This is a genomic window from Microbacterium sp. UBA837, from assembly GCF_002296025.1.
Taxonomy (GTDB): Bacteria; Actinomycetota; Actinomycetes; order Actinomycetales; family Microbacteriaceae; genus Microbacterium.
Genome location: NZ_DBHD01000022.1, coordinates 31,887 through 52,436, shown reverse-complemented (window position 1 = coordinate 52,436; position 20,550 = coordinate 31,887). Strand labels below are relative to the sequence as shown.

Annotated in this window: 18 protein-coding genes; 8 read left to right on the top strand and 10 right to left on the bottom strand. The window is 66.0% G+C overall.

The window, feature by feature from the left end; all coding sequences use genetic code 11:
- Window positions 1–175: 175 nt before the first annotated feature.
- From B3587_RS01970 to B3587_RS01960, 3 genes are read left to right on the top strand one after another with little or no spacing between them, the layout of a single operon-like run.
- Window positions 176–544, top strand: coding sequence for a DMT family transporter (locus B3587_RS01970; protein WP_228178144.1), 369 nt, complete (start codon window positions 176–178; stop codon window positions 542–544).
- Window positions 541–861: a DMT family transporter gene (locus B3587_RS01965; protein ID WP_228178143.1), complete on the top strand. Its 321-nt coding sequence runs from the start codon at window positions 541–543 to the stop codon at window positions 859–861. The genes B3587_RS01970 and B3587_RS01965 overlap by 4 nt, the downstream gene beginning before the upstream one ends.
- Before the next feature lie 60 nt (window positions 862–921).
- Window positions 922–2,082, top strand: a complete 1,161-nt coding sequence (locus B3587_RS01960) for a glutamate--cysteine ligase (protein WP_292726145.1) — start codon at window positions 922–924, stop codon at window positions 2,080–2,082.
- A gap of 9 nt (window positions 2,083–2,091) precedes the next feature.
- On the opposite strand, the gene B3587_RS01955 is transcribed toward B3587_RS01960, so the two are convergent.
- From B3587_RS01955 to B3587_RS01940, 4 genes are all read right to left on the bottom strand, one after another.
- A complete protein-coding gene (locus B3587_RS01955) occupies window positions 2,092–3,864 on the bottom strand; it encodes a glycosyltransferase (protein WP_292726143.1) in 1,773 nt (590 codons plus the stop codon).
- Window positions 3,861–5,045 (bottom strand): hypothetical protein, encoded by a 1,185-nt coding sequence (locus B3587_RS01950; RefSeq protein WP_292726141.1) that lies wholly within the window; start codon window positions 5,043–5,045, stop codon window positions 3,861–3,863. Before B3587_RS01950 ends, B3587_RS01955 begins: the two co-directional genes overlap by 4 nt.
- Window positions 5,046–5,146: 101 nt before the next feature.
- Window positions 5,147–6,715 (bottom strand): signal recognition particle protein, encoded by a 1,569-nt coding sequence (gene ffh, locus B3587_RS01945; protein ID WP_228178139.1) that lies wholly within the window; start codon window positions 6,713–6,715, stop codon window positions 5,147–5,149.
- A 35-nt stretch (window positions 6,716–6,750) separates the two neighbouring features.
- Window positions 6,751–7,311: a TetR/AcrR family transcriptional regulator gene (locus tag B3587_RS01940; RefSeq protein ID WP_228178138.1), complete on the bottom strand. Its 561-nt coding sequence runs from the start codon at window positions 7,309–7,311 to the stop codon at window positions 6,751–6,753.
- A gap of 75 nt (window positions 7,312–7,386) precedes the next feature.
- Between B3587_RS01940 and lipB the strand changes: the two genes are divergently transcribed.
- Together lipB and lipA are read left to right on the top strand one after the other, a co-directional pair.
- Complete coding sequence (gene lipB / locus B3587_RS01935; RefSeq protein WP_292726138.1) at window positions 7,387–8,025, top strand: lipoyl(octanoyl) transferase LipB; 639 nt, start codon at window positions 7,387–7,389, stop codon at window positions 8,023–8,025.
- Window positions 8,022–9,068, top strand: a complete 1,047-nt coding sequence (gene lipA, locus B3587_RS01930) for a lipoyl synthase (RefSeq protein WP_228178136.1) — start codon at window positions 8,022–8,024, stop codon at window positions 9,066–9,068. Before lipB ends, lipA begins: the two co-directional genes overlap by 4 nt.
- A gap of 15 nt (window positions 9,069–9,083) precedes the next feature.
- On the opposite strand, the gene B3587_RS01925 is transcribed toward lipA, so the two are convergent.
- The 3 genes from B3587_RS01925 to smc are packed head-to-tail and all read right to left on the bottom strand — an operon-like array spanning window position 9,084 to window position 14,035.
- The gene (locus B3587_RS01925) at window positions 9,084–9,584 is read right to left on the bottom strand and encodes a DUF2004 domain-containing protein (RefSeq protein WP_228178135.1); all 501 of its coding nucleotides are present in this window, start codon (window positions 9,582–9,584) and stop codon (window positions 9,084–9,086) included.
- Between the two features lie 56 nt (window positions 9,585–9,640).
- Window positions 9,641–10,513 carry a signal recognition particle-docking protein FtsY gene (gene ftsY / locus B3587_RS01920; RefSeq protein ID WP_228178134.1) on the bottom strand — a complete coding sequence of 291 codons (873 nt, stop codon included), beginning with the start codon at window positions 10,511–10,513 and terminating at the stop codon, window positions 9,641–9,643.
- 15 nt (window positions 10,514–10,528) lie between these two features.
- Window positions 10,529–14,035, bottom strand: coding sequence for a chromosome segregation protein SMC (gene smc / locus B3587_RS01915; RefSeq protein ID WP_292726136.1), 3,507 nt, complete (start codon window positions 14,033–14,035; stop codon window positions 10,529–10,531).
- 462 nt (window positions 14,036–14,497) lie between these two features.
- Here smc and B3587_RS01910 point away from each other — a divergent pair, with 462 nt between their 5' ends.
- Window positions 14,498–14,740 carry a hypothetical protein gene (locus B3587_RS01910; RefSeq protein ID WP_228178132.1) on the top strand — a complete coding sequence of 81 codons (243 nt, stop codon included), beginning with the start codon at window positions 14,498–14,500 and terminating at the stop codon, window positions 14,738–14,740.
- A gap of 14 nt (window positions 14,741–14,754) precedes the next feature.
- Window positions 14,755–15,867, top strand: a complete 1,113-nt coding sequence (locus tag B3587_RS01905) for a GNAT family N-acetyltransferase (protein ID WP_292726134.1) — start codon at window positions 14,755–14,757, stop codon at window positions 15,865–15,867.
- Here the strand turns inward: B3587_RS01905 and B3587_RS01900 are convergent.
- Both B3587_RS01900 and B3587_RS01895 read right to left on the bottom strand, forming a co-directional pair.
- Window positions 15,857–16,504, bottom strand: coding sequence for a response regulator transcription factor (locus B3587_RS01900; RefSeq protein ID WP_228178130.1), 648 nt, complete (start codon window positions 16,502–16,504; stop codon window positions 15,857–15,859). The genes B3587_RS01905 and B3587_RS01900 overlap by 11 nt on opposite strands.
- On the bottom strand, window positions 16,495–18,225 hold the full coding sequence (locus tag B3587_RS01895) for a sensor histidine kinase (RefSeq protein WP_292726131.1): 1,731 nt from the start codon (window positions 18,223–18,225) through the stop codon (window positions 16,495–16,497). Before B3587_RS01895 ends, B3587_RS01900 begins: the two co-directional genes overlap by 10 nt.
- A gap of 143 nt (window positions 18,226–18,368) precedes the next feature.
- Between B3587_RS01895 and B3587_RS01890 the strand changes: the two genes are divergently transcribed.
- A complete protein-coding gene (locus B3587_RS01890; RefSeq protein ID WP_292726129.1) occupies window positions 18,369–19,994 on the top strand; it encodes a serine hydrolase in 1,626 nt (541 codons plus the stop codon).
- Here the strand turns inward: B3587_RS01890 and B3587_RS01885 are convergent.
- Entirely contained in the window at window positions 19,980–20,540 is a 561-nt protein-coding gene (locus B3587_RS01885; RefSeq protein WP_228178127.1) for an ATP-binding protein, read from the bottom strand. The two genes, B3587_RS01890 and B3587_RS01885, sit on opposite strands and share 15 nt — an antisense overlap.
- Window positions 20,541–20,550: the final 10 nt, after the last annotated feature.

Here is a 20,550-nt window from a genome sequence, read left to right as displayed (position 1 = left end):
GGAAGCTCAGGGGGTGGACGCGCTGGATAGAGGGTCGAGCGCGGTCCGACCCTCTATTCTGCCAGATCCGACCGGATGCCGAGAACCGCGCCGATTGTCGTCCGATGTCGACACACGTCGCCGGTAGCGTGTGAGCCGTGACACGACAAGAGACTGCCCCAGGCGGAGGTGCAGCGTGACGAAGTGGCTCTATCTGATCGGTGCGATCGTGCTGGAGGTGGGCGGCACTCTCTCGCTTCGCCTTTCGGTCGACTCGGCTATCTGGTTCGTCGGCGTCGGGATCGGTTACGTGGGAGCTTTTGCCTGCCTCACGCTCCTGCTGCGGGCCGGTGCGCCCATCGGCCTGACATACGGAGTGTGGGCGGCCTCCGGAGTCGCGCTGACGGCAGTGCTCGCATCGGTGCTGTTCGGGGATCCATTGACGTGGCTCATGAGCCTCGGCATCGTCGTGGTCGTCGCCGGGGTGTTTCTCGTGGAGTTCGGAGCCGGGGCTGCACGCACGGTACCGCGACGGGCGGCGAGTGATCCGGAGGACGCACAGTGATGTGGGTGTACCTCGTGGGCGCCATCGTCTTCGAAGTCACCGGCACGATGTCCCTCCGGGCATCGGAGGGCTTTCGGCGCACCGTCTGGATCGCGCCGGTCATCGCGTCATACGTCATCGCCTTCACACTGCTGTTCCTGTGTCTTGCCGAGGGGATGCCTGTCGGCGTGGCCTACGGAATCTGGTCGGCTACCGGTGTCGCGTTGACGGCGGTGTTGGCGAAGATTCTGTTCGATGAGCCGTTCACCTGGCTGATGGGCTTGGGGGTCGTGGCGATCGCCGGAGGCGTCCTGCTCATCGAGATCGGCGCTTCCTGATCGTCGATGCACCGGGCCGCAATGGGCGCCCGGTGACACGACGCATGCGAAACTGACGCCATGACGCTCGGCTTTGCGACATCCGCTCGCTCCTCCGTCGGTCTCGAGTGGGAGATCATGCTCGCCGACCGCGGCACGGGTGACCTTGTCGGTCGCGCTCCCGAGATCCTCGACGAGCTCGCGCCAGCAATCGAGCTCGAACGCTTTTCGCTCACGAGCGAGCTGCTCACGAACACGGTCGAGGTGACCAGCGGAATCGGCGCGACAGTGGCCGCCGCCGCCGAAGACATGGTGGACGGCATCCGTGCACTCCGGACGGCGACCGAGCCGCGGGACCTCGACCTGATGTGCGCCGGATCGCACCCCTTCGCGCAGTGGTACGACCAGGAGGTCACCGACAAGACTCGGTACCAGGCGCTCATCGAGCGAACCCAGTGGTGGGGCCGGAACATGATGATCTGGGGCATCCACATCCATGTGGGTGTCGAGGACGTCAACAAGGTCATGCCGCTCATCCGCGCCCTATCGACGTATCTCCCCCACCTTCAGGCGCTGTCGGCGTCGAGTCCTTTCTGGGCTGGCGACCGCACCGGCTACGCGTCGAACCGGGCGCTCGTCTTCCAGCAACTGCCCACCGCGGGACTGCCCTGGCTGCTCGATGACTGGGCAGCGTTCGAGGCCTACCTCGACGACATGGTGCGCACGGGCGTCATGGAGGATGCGACCGAGGTGCGCTGGGACATCCGGCCCGCACCACGCTGGGGCACGATCGAGGTGCGCGCGTGCGACGGGATGTCGACGCTGCCCGAGCTTGCAGCGGTCGCGGCGCTCATCCAGGTGCTGGTGGAGCACTTCTCACGGCGACTCGACGCCGGGGAAGAACTGACCGGCATCCAACCCTGGTTCCTCCGCGAGAACAAGTGGCGGGCGGCCAGGTACGGACTGGATGCCGAGATCATCGTCGACCGGGACGGAACACTCGCGCCAGTTGGTCAGCACCTCCGCGACGTTCTGGATGACCTCGCCGAGATCTCTGTCCAGCTCAAATGCGCCAAGGAATTCGCCGGCGTCGAGAAGATCCTCGCCACCGGTGCCAGCTACGAACGGCAACTGAGGGTGGCGGACGAGAACGGCGGAGACCTGCGAGCAGTCGTGCGTCACCTCGTCACCGAGTTCCGCGACGGGCCGACGCTACGCGATCACCTGAACGCTCTGCGCTAGCGGGGAGATTCACCACGACATCCGGCGTTGACGCTCCCCGGCGCTGCGCGCGTCCCGCTCCTCGGGGCTGAGGCCCGCCTCCGGATCATCGGAGGCTGGTTCCTCAGGCAGCGCGGGATCGGGATGCTCCGCGGTGTCGACGTGCGGCGCAGCGAACCGGGAGGTTCCGTGTTCGGTCTTCTCCCAGTAGTGCGGCCTGGTGATCAGCTGCCACAGCGCCTTGTACGCCGCGATGGAGTGCAGAACCCAGAACACCGGTTTCAAGAGGGCCCAGGGCACGAGCCCGAACAATCCCCGTTTATACGGGCCCATCATGTTCATGTAGATCAGCAGGGAGTAGCCGAGCAAGAAGTTCAAGGCGCTCAACACGATCACGATCGGCGGAACCTCAACGGGAACGACATAGAACGGCAGCGCGAGGGCGAGCACGAGCAGGATCGCGAACGGGATGACGCTGAGGAACGTGAACGGCGTGCCTGCGATCAGCAGAGCGAACGCTGCGAAGCGCCGCAGGCCGATCCGACGGATCAGCGCGATGGGCTGCCTCGAGTGCACCAGAGCGGATTGCATGTATCCCTTGATCCATCGGCTGCGCTGTTTGATGAACTGCGGGACCCGCGAGGTCGCCTCCTCCATCGTCGTGGCATCGACGACACCGACCCGATAGCCCAGTGCGCTGGCGCGGATGCCGAGGTCGGCATCCTCGGTGACGTTGTACGGGTCCCATCCCCCGAGGCGTCGAAGCGCCGTCATCCGGAAGTGATTGGACGTTCCACCGAGCGGGATCGGAAGGTCGGAGTCCTCGAGACCCATGAGCATGTAGTCGAACCACGCCCCGTACTCGAGCGTGAACAGACGCGTGAGGGCGTTCTCCCGCGCGTTGAAGTAGTTGAGCGAGGCCTGCACGACGGCTGTCGATTCATCGGTTCGCGAGAACACGATGACCGCCTTCTTCAGCTGGTCGGGCTCGGGCGCATCCTCGGCATCGAAGATCACGAGGAAGTCCCCCCGTGCCAGCTCGAGGCCGACGTTGCACGCGCGGGGCTTGGTCTGCGGCACCCCGGCCGGAACCGGAACGACGATGAAGTGCTCCGGGACTACTGACCGAGCGATCGTCGCACGGGTTGCGTCGTCGCCCTCCTCGACGAGGATCAGCACCTCGAGGCGGTCGCGCGGATAGTCCAGGCGACCGAGATTGGTCATGAGCTGCGCGACGACCTTCTCTTCGCGAAAGACCGGCACCAGCACGGTGTAGAACGGCAGCTCGTCTTCGTCGAGCATCGCCAGTTCGAACTGCGACACCTTGTTCACGAGGTCGTAGCGGGATCCCCGGAAGGCCACGACGAACTTGAACAGCACGCTGGCCAGGAAGAAGAGATTGATGGCGGCGAGGATGACGACGAGTGTCGCGCCGGTCAGCAAGAGTGCACCGAGCACGGCGACGCTCGCCGCGATCGCGAACCCGATGACCTGGCCTCGGGAGAGCACGGTGCGTGCCGAGCGCACCGGATTGGCATTTGCGAGACCATCTGCCGCCTCGGCAGCGAACTCTGCCGCGAACACCTCGATCACGGCATCGACGATGAACTGCTGGCTCACCGGAACCACCTCGATCGGTGCGCCGAGATCGTCTGCGATCGCTTCCCCCTGCGCGGGGTTCAACTCGCGAGAGGCCCCGACCAGGATCGTGCCGTCCTCACCGGCCGCGAGCGGAATCCACCCTTCACGGGCGTACACCGCGCGAAAGCCGACATCCAGGAGGCTCACATCGATGTCCGTCATCCGTCGCCCCCGCCAGACGGAACCGAACCGAAACCGGTGAAGACGACCGACCACTCCTGGGCTTCGGGAAGTCGCGAGGCGACCACCCACCCGACGATGCCGACGAGAACGGAACACATCACGACGATCGCCGCATGCTGGGCTGGCGATTCGGTCGGAAGGATGGTGACCGAGATGTGCACCAGCAGATAGGCGAGCGCTGCAGCGGCGATCAGCGGGGAACCCACCAGCACACCCGCCAGAGCACCCACCGCGATCAAGAGCATCATGACGCCCGAGCGCGCGAATCCGAACACTCCCGCGGTTATCGCCACAACAAGCACGGGCGCGAGATACAGCATGAGCGGCTCGCTGAGCGGATCCGAGACCAGCGCCTCGATCGCGCGGGCGGCACTTGTCGCATCGGTGCGGAGAAAAGTGAGCGGTCCCGAGCCGATGATCACGCCGGCGAGGGCGAGCGCGACAGTGACCGCGACGGTGGGAAAGGCCACGATCACCGCGTTCGCCGCCCGGGCCTTTGGGCGGGAGTGGATGAGAAGAGTACCCACGATCGCCACGGTGAGAACGAGTGGGATGGCCCGTACGTCGGTCATCGCCGCTGCCCCGAGCAACAGCCCTGCACGAAATCCCGCCTGGGTGTTGGCGAGATTCTCAAAACGCACGATGTCGATGAGTCCGAAGCCGAAAAGGACGACGGCGCCGAACATTGTGATGTCGGTTGCCGCGAGCAGAACGAACACCGGCGAGATCAGCAGCGAGACCAGGACGACGAGACGGATGATGCCATGCAGCCCGCGGCGGAACATCGCCTGGTCAAGACCCTGGAGGAAGAAACCTCCCAGCAGCGCTCCACCGAGCGCCAGGAGTAACTCCGACGGGAGGACCAGGGCCGGCAGCGCGCCCAGCGGCGGCGAGAACGTCGTCAAGAGCTGGCTGAAATCCGAGGCTCCTGCTCCGTCGCGCACGCGGGGCAGCAGCGCCTGATTGGCCGTGTCGTGCCACGGTTCGGGAGCCAGCAGCGCGTAGCGCACGACGACGACGATCAGCGGGAGAGCGAGCACTCCCCGCATCGCCCAGCGCAGCCATGTGCGCCGAGGGTAGGGCGGGAGCACGCCCGCGGGGCTCTCGAGAAAGCGCGGCACATCACGGTCGAACAGGTGCTGACCGCTGAGCACGGACATTCTCGGTTCCGCTCGCCGGGGAAGACAGATGACGTGCGGATTGTAGCGAACGCCCCGGTCCCGCGGCGAGAGTTCAGCTGCGCAATGTCAGTGCGCGGGCGTCAGTTCTTTCCGAGCATTTTCTGGAGTTCAGCAAGGTCGGCCTCGGTCGGAGCCTGCTGCCCGCCGCCCAGGCCGAAGCCCGAACCGGTGGGTGTCGCGTTCTGCGTCGCGAGACCGGCGTTTTCGGCAGCGCGCTTCGCGGGGTTGCCCGATCGGGAACCCTGGCGTGCTTTCTGCGCCTTGGACTGCTTGCCGCGCTTGGCTGACGCACCGGGCCGACCGCCGCCGGGAACCGGACCCATGCCGGGGATGTTGGGAACACCGCCGCGCGCGACGGTCTTCATCATCTTGGCCGCCTGATCGAACCGCTGCACGAGCTGATTGACATCGGTGACCGTCATCCCCGCACCGCGCGCGATACGCAGGCGCCGCGATCCGTTGAGGATCTTCGGGTTGCGCCGCTCGCCGGGCGTCATCGACCGGATGATGGCCTCGGTGCGATCGATCTCGCGCTCGTCGAAGTCGTCGAGCTGCTGCTTCATCTGGCCCATGCCCGGAAGCATCCCGAGCATCTTCTTCATCGAGCCCATCTTCTTGAGCTGCTGCATCTGCTCGAGGAAGTCCTCGAGCGTGAACTGCTCAGTCGCGAGCTTCTCGGCCATCTTGGCCGCTTCGGCCTCATCGAAGGCGCTCTGCGCCTGTTCGATGAGGGTGAGGATGTCACCGAGATCGAGGATCCGGCTCGCCATCCGGTCGGGGTGGAAAGGCTCGACGTCGTCCAGCCCTTCGCCCGTGGACGCGAAAATGATGGGGCGACCGGTGACCGATGCCACAGACAGGGCGGCGCCACCGCGTGCGTCGCCATCGAGTTTGGAGAGGACAACTCCCGTGAAGTCGACGCCCTCCTGGAAAGCCTTCGCGGTGTTGACGGCGTCCTGGCCGATCATCGCGTCGATGACGAACAGCACCTCGTCGGGGTCAGTCGCCTTCCGGATGTCGGCAGCCTGCTTCATCAGCTCGGCATCCACACCCAGCCGACCTGCGGTGTCGATGATGACGATGTCGTGCTGCTTCTGCTTCGCGTACTCGACGCCATCCTTGGCGACTTTCACGGGGTTTCCGACGCCGTTGCCGGGCTCGGGCGCGTAGATCGCGGCTCCGGCCCGCTCGGCGACGACCTGGAGCTGGTTCACGGCATTGGGGCGCTGCAGGTCACAGGCCACAAGAAGCGGTGTATGACCGTCCTTCTCGAGCATCTTCGCGAGCTTGCCCGCGAAGGTCGTCTTTCCCGACCCCTGCAGGCCCGCCAGCATGATGACAGTCGGAGCCGTTTTGGCGAATTGCAGTCGCCGCTGCTGCCCGCCGAGGATGCCGATCAGCTCCTCGTTGACGATCTGGACGACCTGCTGGGCCGGGTTGAGGGCACGGTTGACCTCGTCGCCGAGCGCGCGCTCTCGCACCTTCGCGGTGAACTCCTTGACGACAGGGAGCGCGACGTCGGCATCCAGAAGTGCGCGCCGGATTTCGCGGACGGTCCCATCGACGTCTGCGGGCGTGAGCTTGCCCTTGGTGCGGAGGTTGCGGAAGGTTTCGGTAAGGCGATCCGAGAGCGTGCCGAAGGTTGCCATGATCGTCCGATTCTACGTGAGCGTGCCCCCGGGGATCAGCGAAGCACTCCCAGGGCGCGACGAAGCAGATCGTCAAGGCTCTCGCGCCCCGCACCAGCCAGCGCCCAGGCCCGCAGCGCAGCGACGACAGCCCCCGCGTAGGCTGCGGCGTGCACTTCGGCGGCGAGCGCTTCCTCTCCCGTTCGACGCAGGTAGGGGCTGATGGACGCAGCGATACGCCACTGCCGCGTCGCCATCTCCTGGGTCAACTCGGGAACGACTCCCATCGCTTCAGAGTTCACGAGCGCAAGCGCCAGCGCATCGGGGGTGAACCGCGAGAAGGCCTCACGCACAGCATCCGCCACGACCTCTGCCGGCCGCGAAGACGGGCACGCCGCAGCGAGGAATCCGTCGAGAAACTCGATCCGCTCATCCAGGCCCGACCAGAACACTTCGGACTTCGACTCGAAGTAGTTGAAGAAGCTCGACCTGCTCACTCCGACACGGCGAGCGATATGCGCGACAGTCGTGCGCTCGTAGCCCTGTTCGAGGAAGAGCTCGCATGCCGCTTCAGCGATTGAATCCCGCGATACCGCATGTGGCCTGCCTCCGGACATGGAGGAAGGGTACACGTCGGCGTTTCCAGGATTCAGCGTATTGTTGGACGCAGTCCAGAAACTGCGGAGGCTTGCGTGCTCGATGTGGTGGTGGCGGGCCTGTCTCCCGCGACAGTTCCCTATCTCGACGCCTGGGAGATGCAGCGCCGCATCCACCGCGAGGTCGTCGCAGGTTCCCGCCCCGACACGCTCGTCCTGCTCGAACACGACGCGGTCTATACGGCTGGCAAGCGGACGGAGCCGCACGAGCGTCCCGCCGACGGGACACCGGTGATCGACGTCGATCGCGGCGGGAAGATCACGTGGCACGGTCCCGGGCAGCTCGTCGGTTATCCGATCGTGCGGCTTCCCGATCCGATCGATGTCGTGGCCCACGTCCGTCGCCTCGAGCGGCTGCTCATCTCCGCCCTCTCGCAGCACGGCGTCGAGGGGTACCAGGTCGAGGGTCGCAGCGGCGTCTGGGTTCGCCGCCCCCTGTCCGAAGACAAGGTGGCGGCCATCGGGGTGCGCGTGGAAAAGGGTGTGACGATGCACGGTTTCGCTGTCAACTGCGACAACACGCTCGCCGGTTTCCGCGGGATCATCCCCTGCGGGATCACGGATGCCGGCGTCACGACGGTCAGCGAGGTGGTCGGCGCGCCCGTCGCACCAGCAGACGTCCTGGCCACCGTCGTCGAACAGTTCGAGCGAGAGTACGCGGAGGTCACAGCATGAGTGCATGCGGGACAGGATCGACAGGCGGCGCTTCCGCCACCGGAGCGCAGACTGCCCCCGAGGGCAGAAAACTCCTGCGGCTCGAAGTCCGCAATGCGCAGACTCCCATCGAGCGCAAGCCAGAGTGGATCCGCACGAAAGCCAAGATGGGGCCGGAGTACACCCAGCTGCAGCACCTGGTGAAAGATGAGGGTCTTCACACGGTGTGCCAAGAGGCCGGATGCCCCAACATCTACGAGTGCTGGGAAGACCGCGAGGCAACCTTCCTCATCGGCGGATCTCAGTGCACCCGACGCTGCGACTTCTGCCAAATCGACACGGGAAAGCCCGCCGCCTACGACACCGACGAGCCGCGGCGGGTCGCCGAGAGTGTCCAGCGGATGCAGCTGAGGTACGCCACCGTCACGTGCGTCGCCCGCGACGACCTGCCCGACGGGGGCGCATGGTTGAACGCAGAAACGGTGCGGCAGATTCACGCCGTGAATCCCGGCACCGGTGTCGAGTTGCTCGCTACCGACTTCAACGGCGAGCCTGCCCTTCTTGATGACGTGTTCGCGGCGCGCCCGGAGGTCTTCGCCCACAACGTCGAGACCGTCCCGAGGATCTTCAAGCGCATCCGCCCCGCGTTCCGTTACGAGCGCTCGCTCGACGTTCTCACCCAGGCACGGCAGGCAGGGTTGATCACCAAGTCCAACCTCATCCTCGGAATGGGCGAGGAGCCCGAGGAAGTGGTTCAGGCTCTGCGCGACCTCCACGAAGCCGGCACCGACATCATCACCATCACGCAGTACCTGCGGCCCTCACCGCGTCACCTGCCTGTCGCGCGCTGGGTCAAACCCGACGAGTTCGTCGCCTTCAAAGAGGAGGCCGAGCGGATCGGATTCCTCGGCGTGCTGGCGGGGCCCCTCGTCCGTTCGTCGTACCGCGCCGGGCGGCTGTGGGCACAGTCGATGCTGTCGAAGGGACGACAGATCCCCGACAACCTGTCGCACCTCGCCGACGACATCGCGCGCGAAGGCCTGAGCTTCGCTCAAGCCGTGTGAGCGAGCTGGGCGCGGTCAATCAGCGCTGGTGACCGAGAGCACCGTGCCGTCCGAGGCGATGTTCACCAGGAGCACGTCGTCGGTGGCATCCGGGTCGAGGGCGTACTCGAGCACGGCGAACGGGTCGGATCCGCCGTGTTCGTCGGCCAGGATCGTCATGCTCATCAGTTGCAGGGCACGGATGACGTCGATGTGCGTGTCTCCGGAAATGTCGACGAGGAACGACTCCAACTCCTCGCCCAGCATTTCCTGCTGTTGCAGGATGTACTCGGTTACCTCGCTGGTGCGCTCGCTCAGCTGCGACACCATCGCCTCGCGCGCGATCCGATCAATCGTCTCGAGAGACGAGATGAGGCTCGCGGCTACATCGAGCGCGTCCGGAGAGACATCGTCTTGATCGGGCGCGGTCAGATCGACGGTGACCGACTGGTCTGCGAACTCGACGTTCTCAGACCAGAAGATCGAACCGTCCGGACCAGATTCCAGCAGGCCGAAGAAGTCGTGCTCGATCGCCATGACCCCATGAAACCAGCCCCGGGGGCCGACCGATAGTCCCCGCGCCCGGCGCGGCGTCAATCGACGAGGGCGGCAGCGAAAACGTGCGGGGTGAAGCCGGTGAGATCGCCGATTCCTTCGCCCTGCCCGAGCAGCTTGACAGGGATGCCGGTGCGCTCCTGAACAGCGAGGACGAACCCGCCCTTCGCTGAGCCGTCGAGCTTGGTGAGAACGAGGCCGGTGACGCCGGCGTGCTCCAGGAACGCCTCGGCCTGCATGACGCCGTTCTGCCCCGTTGTTGCGTCCAGGACGAGGAGGACCTCACTGATCGGCGCCTGCTTCTCGATGACCCGGCGGATCTTGCCGAGCTCATCCATGAGGCCGCCCTTGGTGTGCAGGCGCCCTGCCGTGTCGACGAGCACGATCTCGGTTCCGGTGTTCTTCGCGTACTCGATCGTCTGAAAGGCCACGGATGCCGGGTCTTGCCCCTCATGCTGCGGCCGGACGATATGCGCGCCTCCACGCTCAGCCCAGGTCGCGAGCTGGTCGACGGCAGCGGCGCGGAAGGTGTCGGCAGCGCCGACGACGACGCTGCGCTGGTAGCGGCGCAAGAAGTTCGCGAACTTGCCGATGGTCGTGGTCTTTCCCACCCCGTTGACCCCGACCACGAGCACGACGGCGGGGCGCTCGGTGAGCTTGAGCGTGGTGTCGAATCTCGCGAAGTGTTCTTCGAGCGTTTCTTTGAGCATCCGCTGCAGGTCACGCGGATCAGTGGTCCGATACCGGTCGACCTTCTCGCGCAGCTCATCCACGATGCGCTCGGTGATGTCAGGGCCGAAGTCGGCTGTCAGGAGCGCCGTCTCAAGGTCCTCCCACGTCGTCTCATCGATCGTGGGTTTGACGAACATGCCGCGAAGCGCTCGTCCGAGCGACCAGGATGATTCGGCCATAGCTCCAGCCTACGGTCAGCTGGCCGCGCGATCGGCGATCCGCTGGCCAACGACAGCCGAGACGCCGTCCTGTCGCATCGAGACACCGTAGAGTGCGTCGGCGATCTCCATCGTCCGCTTCTGATGGGTGATCACGATGAGCTGACTACTGGCGCGCAGCTGCTCGAACACACCCAGGAGTCGCCCGAGGTTGGCGTCGTCGAGCGCCGCCTCCACCTCGTCGAGGATGTAGAACGGGCTCGGACGGGCCTTGAAAATCGCCGTCAGCAGCGCGACCGCCGCGAGGGATCTCTCGCCGCCAGACAGCAGCGAGAGCCGCTCGATCTTCTTTCCGACCGGCCGCACCGCAACTTCGATTCCGGTAGTCAGCGGGTTGTCCGGATCGGTCAGGCTCAGGCTCCCCGAGCCCCCGGGGAACAGGATCGGAAAGACCTCGTCGAACGCGGTCCGGGTGTCGTCGAACGCGGCGAGGAAGATCGTCTGCATCCGCTCATCGAGGTCCTCGATGATCGTGACGAGGTCCTTTCGCGTGCTGGTGAGGTCGGCGAGCTGCTCCGTGAGGAACGTGTGTCGCTGTTCGAGCGCGGCAAATTCCTCGAGCGCAAGCGGATTCACCCGACCGAGTTGCGCTAGCTTGCGTTCGGCATCCTGGAGCCGCTTCCGCTGACTCGCGCGGTCGAAAGCCACCGGCTCTTCGCCGTCGTCAGCAGGAATCGGCTGATCGGGCCCATATTCGGAAACGAGAATGTCTTCCTCAAGACTCAGTTCCGATCGCGCCCGGTCAAGGATGCTCGTCACGTGAAGTCGCTTCTCGTGCATCTGCAGCTCGAGCCCGTGAACGCTTTCGGTGAGTCCTGCCAGACGTTCCCGAACCGCGGCTTCGTCGGCCCGAACTGCCGACAGCTCTGACGTGACGGCGGAGCGGGCCGACTCGGCTTCAGCGAGCTCGAGACGCGCCGCCGAGACCGATCGGTCGACCGAATCCAGGACGGCCGGCAGGGTCGCTGCGACATCGGCGGCAACCTGATGTTGGCGTCGACGAATGACAGCGCGTCGCGCCGCTTCGGCGGCAGCCGCGGCCTCGCGCTCGCGCTGGCGTTCCAGCTGCTGCACACGCGCCTGTCCGGCGCGAACCCGCTCACGGAGCGTTTCGACCTCGAGCCGCGCCCGCATCTCGTGCTCCCGCGCACCCTCGAGTGCCTCGAGAAGCCCGTCGCGAGCCGATGCGTCAAGAATGGGACGCGGCGCCTCCAGGGCATGCTGCAATTGCGCCTGAGCCGACGCTGCGGCTGCCGCAGCATCATCCCGGGCAGCCTGCGCCTGCGCGAGTCCTGCCTCAAGCCGTTCACACTCCGCGCTGGCAGCCTCGACTTGCACGGTGGCGCGGTTGACCTGTTCCGCGTGCGCAGCCACCGCTGCGTCGTGCTCACGCAGCCGGGTCAGCGCCGCGCTCGTGTGGCGTTTGGCCTCCTCGGCCTCGGCGCGTGCATCGGCGAGCGCCTCCCGCAGGGAGTCGGCCACCACGACGAGTTCATCGCGACGGTCGGCGGCAGCGTCTCGTTCGGCCAGGAGCTCAAGTCGGGATCGAGAGGCTCCCGCGCCTGCTCGCAGCGACGAGCCTGTGAACACCTCACCCGCCCGGGTGACGACGGTGATCGTGCGCGGGTCGGCGACCACCTGCGGCGCGCTCTTCCGAACTGCGTCGAGGTCGTCCGCGATGACGACACGCGCCAGAAGCGCCCGCACACCGGCGGGACCGGTGACAACATCTGGGGCGGGCCGCAGCGAACCGAATCCAGAAAGATCCTCAACCGCTTCCGCGACCTCGCCGATGACAAAATCGACCACCCCGCGATCGGCGTCACGCACTCGCTCGGCCAGCGCAAAGCCATCCTCGAGGCTGTCCACCAGCACACCTTCGGCGCGGGGACCGAGCACGGCGGCGATCGCGGCCTCATACCCGGGCGTGATCTGAATGGCGTCACCGACCAGGCCCCGAACCCCGGGAGCTTCCTCAGCAATCAGGTCAGCTGAGGCGTTCTTGACGCCCAGCGCGCGCGTCAGCGCCGTGGTCTGGGCGGTGAGCGCTTCGATCTCGCGTTCGGTCTCGTGAAGGCGGTCCCGGAGCTCCGAGACGCGGGTCTCGGCATCCGTCGCCCGGCGGCCAGCCTCGTCGTACTCGGCTGCGTACTGCGCCGAGCTGCCCTCGGGAACGAGCTCGGGATCGACCCCGGCAAGCTCCGCCGCCGCCGACTCGCGACGAGCCGTCGCGGCATCCAATGCGCGTTGCTGCCGTGCCAGCGCATCGTCGATGGCCGCCAGCGCTGACGCTGCGGCGTCCGCCGACCCCCGCAGAGCGGTGAGCTTCATCTCATGCTGCGAAACCAGCGCGCTCTGCTCGGCGATGTCGACATCCAGGGCGTCGAGTTCGGCTCGAGCTCGCATGACGTCACGGGCAGCCTCGGATGCCGCATCCTCCGCATCCACGAGACCTGCAGAAACCTCGTCGATCTCAGCCCGCGCGTCATCGATCATTGCGCTCGTGACGGTTCGGACTGCCGCACCGTCGTCATCGGACGACTCCCCGAGAAGCGTCAACCGCTGGCCGGCGAGCGAGTACAGCCCGCGCAGGCGCTCCTGCACGCGTTCGAGCGAGAACAGCACCCGCCGCGCACCATCGACAGCCTCGGACCGCTGCTCAGCCTCGAGCTGCGCGATCCGTACCCGCAGCTGATCGGATCGATCCTGCAACACAAGCCGCTCGGCGTGGCGCTCATGCTCGGTCCGCATGTGATCTGCCAGCTCCGCACGCAAGCCGACGAGTTCGTCGGCTATCAAGCGAGCCTTCGCGTCGCGCACGACAGCGGCGATCGTGGCAGCTTCCCGGGCGATCTCGGCTTGGCGGCCCAGAGGCTTGAGCTGTCGGCGCAGCTCACCGGCCAGATCGCTCAGGCGCGTGAGGTTCGCTTCCATCGCCTCGAGCTTGCGAAGCGTCTTCTCTTTGCGGCGCCGGTGCTTGAGGATTCCCGCGGCTTCTTCGATGAACCCGCGTCGGTCTTCGGGAGAGGCCTGCAGCACTGTGTCGAGCCGACCCTGCCCGACGATGACGTGCATCTCGCGCCCGAGTCCCGAGTCGCTCAGGAGCTCCTGTACGTCAAGCAGACGGCATCCTTCGCCGTTGATCGCGTACTCGCTCGCTCCGTTGCGAAACAGCGTCCGGCTGATCGTGACCTCGGAGTACTCGATCGGCAGAGCTCCGTCGCTGTTGTCGATCGTGAGTTGCACTTCGGCGCGACCCAGCGGCCCGCGAGTCGAGGTACCGGCGAAAATGACGTCTTCCATCTTGCCGCCGCGCAGGGTCTTGGCGCCCTGCTCCCCCATGACCCAGGCCAGCGCATCGACGACGTTGGACTTGCCCGAGCCGTTGGGTCCGACGATCGCGGTCACCCCCGGTTCGAAGGCGAAGGTGGTCGGCTGGGCGAATGACTTGAACCCCTTGAGCGTGACGCTCTTCAGGTGCATGCGCGTTCCTTCCCGACGTGTGGCGTATCGACCCCCACCACCGACCGTCGACCTACGCTACCCTGCTAGGCCGCTTCACCGAGGGAGCCAGGCCCAGGACTGGCGACACGCCCGGAGGTCCTCGAATTCTGGGAGCTTGCTTGACGAACGCTGCTTCGACCCGCTAACGTTCCAGATCGCGACACGTCACGAGAGGAGGACAGCCATGATGATTCGCAATGCAGTGTTCGGACACACCCCGCTGCGCGCTCCCATGGGACTGACCTTCCTGGGACTGCTCGCCGCTCCCACCGCCGCGTAACGCGCGCTGGTTGAGCCACCGGACCTCGTCGGTTCCGGCCCCACGGACTACCTGTCCGTTCACTTCTCCGCATCTGCACTGACCCGCTGGCCAGCGCACGGATGCCTCCCCGCTGCATGCCGGAAGAACACCGGCATTCGCAGCCGACCAAAAGGTCTCTCATGTACACCACGCTCGAGCCCGTCGAGGCTCTCACCACCCACCCCCACGTCCGTCGACATCTGACGCTCGCCGAGCGCGCAAGCCTTCGGGTAGCCGTCTGGGTGCTCACGCAGCACCTCCGTCGTGCTGCTTCCCGGGAACAGCGCGAAGTCGCACGCCTCCGGTACGACCAGGAGCGTGCGCGCGAAGAGCGCGCAGCTCAGGCCGTCCGCCTGGCCGCCTGGCATCTGAACGCCCGCTGATCGAAGGATCCGACGTGACAACCGCATCACCCGACATCCGGCCCCTCACCATCCCGAGCAGTCTCCACGCCCCCGAGGCGGCAGACTTCCTCGAGATGGTGAGGGTCCGCAACATCGTCTATGACGAGATCAGCGGCAACCGAGACGAGGAACTCGATCCCGCCGTGCTTCTCCCCCTCTATCGGCCATCTCCGTTCGCGCAGCGACTCATCTGGGGGGTGTGGTCCGGCGGTGAGTTCGTGGGACGCGCGGGGCTTGATCTCCCTCACGACGAGGACGCCACGGCTGCCTACGCGCAGATCGAACTTCGCCGCCACGCGTGGAGTCATGGCGTCGGAACGGCGGCACTCGGCATCCTCGAGGCGGCTGCCGCCGAGAACGAGCGTCGCGTCATCGAGTCATGGATCGAACACCCGACCGCAGACGGTGAGCAACTTGCTCCGCCGACCGGTTTCGGGCGGATTCCGCTCGATCACGCTGCGCGATTCGCACTTCGCCACGGCTACGCGCTGGAACAGGTCGAACGCAAGAGCATCCTCGACCTTTCGGCCACCAGTGTCGATCTGGTGAGCGAGCTCCATCAGCAGGCGTCCGTGGCGTCAGCCGGGTACGAGCTCGTCTCGTGGCGTCCGCCGACTCCCCCGGAGTTCGTGGCCGACTACGCCTGGATGAAGTCGCGAATGAGTGTGGACGCACCGAGCGCGGGCATGGAGATCGCCGAGGAAAGCTGGGATGCGGCCCGGATACTCGAACACGACACCCATTGGATCGAGGGCGGGCGCGACGTGCTCGTTGTCGCGGCGCGCGATCGCGCGTCGGGTCGACTGGTTGCCTTCACCGAGCTGGCGTCGAGCCCTGGGCACCCCGTGACGCACCAGGAGGACACACTGGTGCTTCGCGAGCACCGCGGTCACCGACTCGGGATGCTGATCAAGACCGCTGCGCTGCTTCGCTGGCGCGAACTGGCGCCACACACGCAGCGGATTCTCACCTACAACGCCGAGGAGAACCGGCCCATGCTGGCCGTGAATGAAGAGATCGGGTTCCGCCCGGTCGCCTACATCGGCGCGTGGAAGAAGACGCTCGCGCCCGCATCCGACGCCAGCACCGACGCCGTCAGCGGGTGAGATAGCGAAGCACGGCAAGCACGCGACGATGGTCGTCCGCATCGACCGCGAGACCGAGGGCGTCGTAGATCTTCGACGTGTGCTGGACGACAGCTTTCTCGGAGAACCCGATGGCGCCCGCAATCCAACTGTTGCTGCGCCCTTCGGCCATGTAGCCGAGCACCTCGCGTTGACGAGGCGTCAGTCGCTCGACACCACCGCCGAGCACCTGGGCACGTGAGAGGAGAATCTCGACCACGTCGGGGTCCAGCGCCGTCCCCCCGCGAACGACGCGTCGCAAGTCTTGCGTGAAGGTACGAACATCCGCGATGCGCTGCTTGAGCAGGTAGCCGACCTTGCCCTGACCCGTGCCGACGAGTTCGATCGCGTAGCGGCGCTGTACGTGCTGGGACAGAACGACGATTGCTACATCGGGCGACGATGCGCGAATGCGGTGCGCGGCCACGAGTCCCTCGTCCGTGAACGTCGGCGGCATCCGGATGTCTGTAATCACCAGTTGGGGCTGATGTTCACCAACGGCGTCCTCGAGCTCGGCGGCGGTTCCCACCGCGCTGACGACCTCGAACCCGTCCTGTTCGAGAACCAGGGCAAGTCCCTGCCGCAACAACGCTTCGTCTTCAGCGATCACTACCCGCACGGGATCTCCATCCTCAGATTCGTACCCGCCCCCACCACCGAGGTCACGGTCAGCGAGCCGCCGACAGCCTCAACGCGGTCGACGAGACCGCCCAGTCCTCGCCCCTCGACGTGCGCTCCACCGACACCGGTATCGGTCACCGACACGCGAAGCACGTCATCGACTCGGGCGACGGTCACCGTGACGCGGTCGGCGTGAGCATGCTTCACGGCATTGGTAAGCGCCTCGGCAACCACGAAGTACGCCGTGGTCGCCGCCGCCGTGGGAATCTCCTCAAGCGATGTCATCTCCAACGCCGTGGGAATCGGCATCCGGTCAACGAGATCCTCGATGGCGTTGCCGAGTCCGCGACCGACCAGGGGCAACGGCAGAACATCGTGCACGAGCCGGCGCAAGTCACTCGCGGCAGCATCGATGTTCACGCGGAGCACTCGCGAGCGGGCACTGGTCGCCTCGCCTTCCTCAGCAGCGTTCGCGATCTGCTGCGCTTCGAGCGCGAGGAGCACCAGCTGCATCTGCAGCCCATCGTGAAGGTCCTGGGCAATCCGCAGCCGCTCCCGGTCGGCGGCGTCGACCAACCTCGCCCGGGATGCCATCAGTTCGCGCCGGCTGCGCAGCAGTTCGACCGACAAGCGTGCGCGATCGATCGCGACGGCAATGACCTGACCGACTCGGCGGACGTAGTCCCCATCGACCGTGAGCCGCGGATCGTATTCGATCGATGCAACGGTGCGGCCCTCCACCATGACGGGGATGAGCGCGCGCTGACCGCCGACCGGCGGCGGATCGATGATCTCGCCGCGCTCGTCGATCCACGCACCGTCCTCGCCCGTGAACACGAGGCGCAAGGTCTCGTCTCCGAGCGTGCGAGCAAGCGCATCCCGCAGGGGCGTTTTGCCCTCCCTGACCACCGCGAGGGCCTCACTCAACTCTTCCCACCCGCCGCTGCGCGGAAAACCGCCACGCAGGATGACCGCGACAAAAGCGACGGGAACGCCCGCGAGGATGATGAGCTGTATCGTCGCGAGCGCCACAGAGCCCTGGGCGCCGAGGACGTCGAAGAGCGCCGCGCTTGCCGGCACAGCCAGCACCGCGAAAATGCCGTACCCGTACAGCGGCAGAAGGAGCCGCCGGAAGACGGCGTCGGCTGCCAGGACCGTACGCGCGAGAAGCCCAGCTGTCACCACCATGACGGCGAGCCCGCCCAGGCGCTGCGTCAGCACGAAGACGTCCTGAGCCTGCGGATCTCCCGGGGCGATGAGAGCACCGACTCCAGGGAGCACCGCAACCGCGTACGCAGCAGAAACCACCACGCGCGACACTGTGCCGCGCAGCCGTCCGGAGGGAAAAGCCAACAGCAGCTGCACGATCGCCGCGAACACGACAGTCGCGAAAACGTCACCGACCAGCGCGAGAACTACAACCGAAGCGTTGCCGAGGTTTCCGGCATACACCGCGAGACTGGCCGCAATCAGCAGAGGTCCCATTCCGTTGGACGGTCGCCGCATCCAGGCCAGAACTCCCGCCCCGATGTACACGACGAAGACAGCGGTGTACACGATGAGGACGGCTGTGACGGGCTGCTGCGATCCCGGCAGGATCACGGCAAGTTGCATTCCCGCGAGCAGGATGCCCAGGCTCGCGACGAGCGCCACCAGAAACGCACCCGGCGCATGGGACGGATTCGGCTGGGCACGGATGCCGGGCGGACTCGAGCTCATGAGCCTCGAGCCTGACACATCGACCACGCAGACAACTATCGCGCCCCAACCCGCGGGTTCCCATGGACCTACGTCTATGGAGGCGGCGCGGACAACACAAAAGACTTGATGAAGCCCCCGCGCACCCCGTCAAGGAGCACCCGATGTCCAGACTTTCGGCACGCTGCACCGTTCTCGCACTGTCAGCGAGCGTTCTCGTCGCCCTGACCGGCTGCACGGATACCTCGCCACCGGCGACGATCCCGGTGCAGACCCAACCCAACCCGGGAGAAGATGCCATCGCCCTCCCGGCTGAGTCGGTCTCAGCGGCGGTGACGAAGGCCGTTGATGCCTTGCCGGGCCTCATCGACGCAGCGCTTGAGCAAAGCGGGGTCCCGGGGCTCGCCGTTGCGGTGGTCCACGATGGCGAGATCGTCTACAGCGATGGTTTCGGCGTCAAGACGGCGGGCACCGATGACACGGTCGACGCGCAGACCGTGTTCCAAATCGCCTCGGTATCGAAGTCCCTGTCTGCGACCGCCGTCGCCAAGGCCATCACGGAGGGCGCCGTGACCTGGGACACTCCCGTGGTCGAGGAACTGCCAGGATTCGCGCTCTCTGATGCGTACGTGACCCGCAACGCCACAATCGGCGACTACTTCTCGCACCGGACGGGACTTGCCACCGGAGCCGGCGACGATCTCGAGGACCTCGGTTACGACCGCGACTACATCATGGAACATCTGTACCTGCAGCCGCTGTCAGCGTTCCGGTCGACCTACAACTACTCGAACTTCGGGATCACCGTCGGTGCCGAAGCGGCAGCCGCCGCTCTCGACAAGCCGTGGGAGGATGCCATCGACGAGCTGCTCTTCGAGCCGATAGGTATGACGTCCTCGAGCGCCCGGTACGCCGACTTTCTCGCGCAGTCGAACCGCGCAACGATCCACGTCCTCGTTAATGGCGAGTTCGTCCCGCTCTCCGAGCGAGATCCTGATCCCCAGTCCCCCGCGGGAGGGGTCTCGTCCACCGTGCTCGATCTCGCCACCTGGATGAATGTCGTGCTTTCGGACGGGAAGATCGCCGGGGCCGAGTACATCGATCCGGCAGCGCTGACAGCTGCCACCACGGGCGAAATGATCAGCGGGCATCCGGTATCGAACACGGCGCGCACGAGCATGTACGGCTTCGGGTTCAACACGGGCACGGAGCTGAGTGGCCGAACCTCGATCAGTCACTCGGGCGCCTTCATCCTGGGCGCGGCAACGAGCTATCGGCTGGTCCCGAGTCTTGATCTGGGCATCGTGACCCTGACCAACGGTGGACCCCAGGGCGTACCGGAGGCCATCAACGCGGAGTTCCTGGATCTGGTGCAATACGGCTATGTCACCCGGGACTGGGTGACAGACTTCAACGCGGCGATCGGGTCCTATTACGCCCCGACCGGTGACCTCGTCGAACAAACGCCACCTGCGGATGCGTCGCCTCCTGCACCGGCATCCGATTACGTCGGGACATACACGAACCCGTACTACGGCGAACTGGCGGTGAGCGAAGAAGCAGGCGAACTGCGCGCAGCTCTCGGGCCGGATGGCGCGTACGTCGTGACGCTTGATCCGTGGGATGCCGACACGTTTGCCTTCACTCCGACGGGCGAGAATGCGCCCCCGGGCTCGAGATCGTCCGCGACCTTTTCCCGCACAGACGGCGCCGTGACGGCACTGACGATGGAGTTCTTCAACCGGCAGGGGTTGGGAACCTGGACGCTGGCTGGCTCAGGAAGCAACTGACGCGTCGCGGTGTTCTCGGACAGCTCGTTCGAGCAAGAGCAGCCGTCGATCACGATCACCCGCGATCTCCGTCACCGTTGCGTTCCCGATGAGATCCGAATCATCGGCGTACTCCAGCAGAGCGATATCCATCGCATCGCGAAGCTCGAGGTCTTCGCTCTCGCCGATGGATATCGCATCCCGTCGGTTCAGGGGCAGAATCACCAGAAGGTCCACCGAGTGCATCGCCGCCGCTGTCAGCTCATATCCGCGCTCGATCAGCTCGGAGTCAACGATCGCTCTGCCCAGGGACTGCATCGCCGAGAGGTAGGCAAGAAAGTCCAGGGGCCCCCGCTCGGCGAGCACCGGCCCTGGAGCCGGCTCGAGCAGTCGAGATGCCGCGATGCCGAGTTGATGCGCGAACAACAGTGCCCCGGGTTCGTCTGCTGCGGCATCGATGTCTTCGTAGGGGTCGGGCAGAACGTGCCACTCGGGGTGGGAAGCCACGAAGTCGCCGAGCAGCGTGCTCTTGCCACTGCCGTGGGTTCCCGAGATGACGACGCGCATGGAGGCTCCG

Bases quoted from the DNA above. Each gene is read 5' to 3' on its own strand.
- B3587_RS01960 (WP_292726145.1), top strand. From the start codon at position 922: ATGACGCTCGGCTTTGCGACATCCGCTCGCTCCTCCGTCGGTCTCGAG.
- B3587_RS01955 (WP_292726143.1), bottom strand. From the start codon at position 3,864: ATGACGGACATCGATGTGAGCCTCCTGGATGTCGGCTTTCGCGCGGTG.
- B3587_RS01950 (WP_292726141.1), bottom strand. From the start codon at position 5,045: ATGTCCGTGCTCAGCGGTCAGCACCTGTTCGACCGTGATGTGCCGCGC.
- ffh (WP_228178139.1), bottom strand. From the start codon at position 6,715: ATGGCAACCTTCGGCACGCTCTCGGATCGCCTTACCGAAACCTTCCGC.
- B3587_RS01940 (WP_228178138.1), bottom strand. From the start codon at position 7,311: ATGTCCGGAGGCAGGCCACATGCGGTATCGCGGGATTCAATCGCTGAA.
- lipA (WP_228178136.1), top strand. From the start codon at position 8,022: ATGAGTGCATGCGGGACAGGATCGACAGGCGGCGCTTCCGCCACCGGA.
- B3587_RS01925 (WP_228178135.1), bottom strand. From the start codon at position 9,584: ATGGCGATCGAGCACGACTTCTTCGGCCTGCTGGAATCTGGTCCGGAC.
- ftsY (WP_228178134.1), bottom strand. From the start codon at position 10,513: ATGGCCGAATCATCCTGGTCGCTCGGACGAGCGCTTCGCGGCATGTTC.
- smc (WP_292726136.1), bottom strand. From the start codon at position 14,035: ATGCACCTGAAGAGCGTCACGCTCAAGGGGTTCAAGTCATTCGCCCAG.
- B3587_RS01910 (WP_228178132.1), top strand. From the start codon at position 14,498: ATGTACACCACGCTCGAGCCCGTCGAGGCTCTCACCACCCACCCCCAC.
- B3587_RS01895 (WP_292726131.1), bottom strand. From the start codon at position 18,225: ATGAGCTCGAGTCCGCCCGGCATCCGTGCCCAGCCGAATCCGTCCCAT.
- B3587_RS01890 (WP_292726129.1), top strand. From the start codon at position 18,369: ATGTCCAGACTTTCGGCACGCTGCACCGTTCTCGCACTGTCAGCGAGC.
- B3587_RS01885 (WP_228178127.1), bottom strand. From the start codon at position 20,540: ATGCGCGTCGTCATCTCGGGAACCCACGGCAGTGGCAAGAGCACGCTG.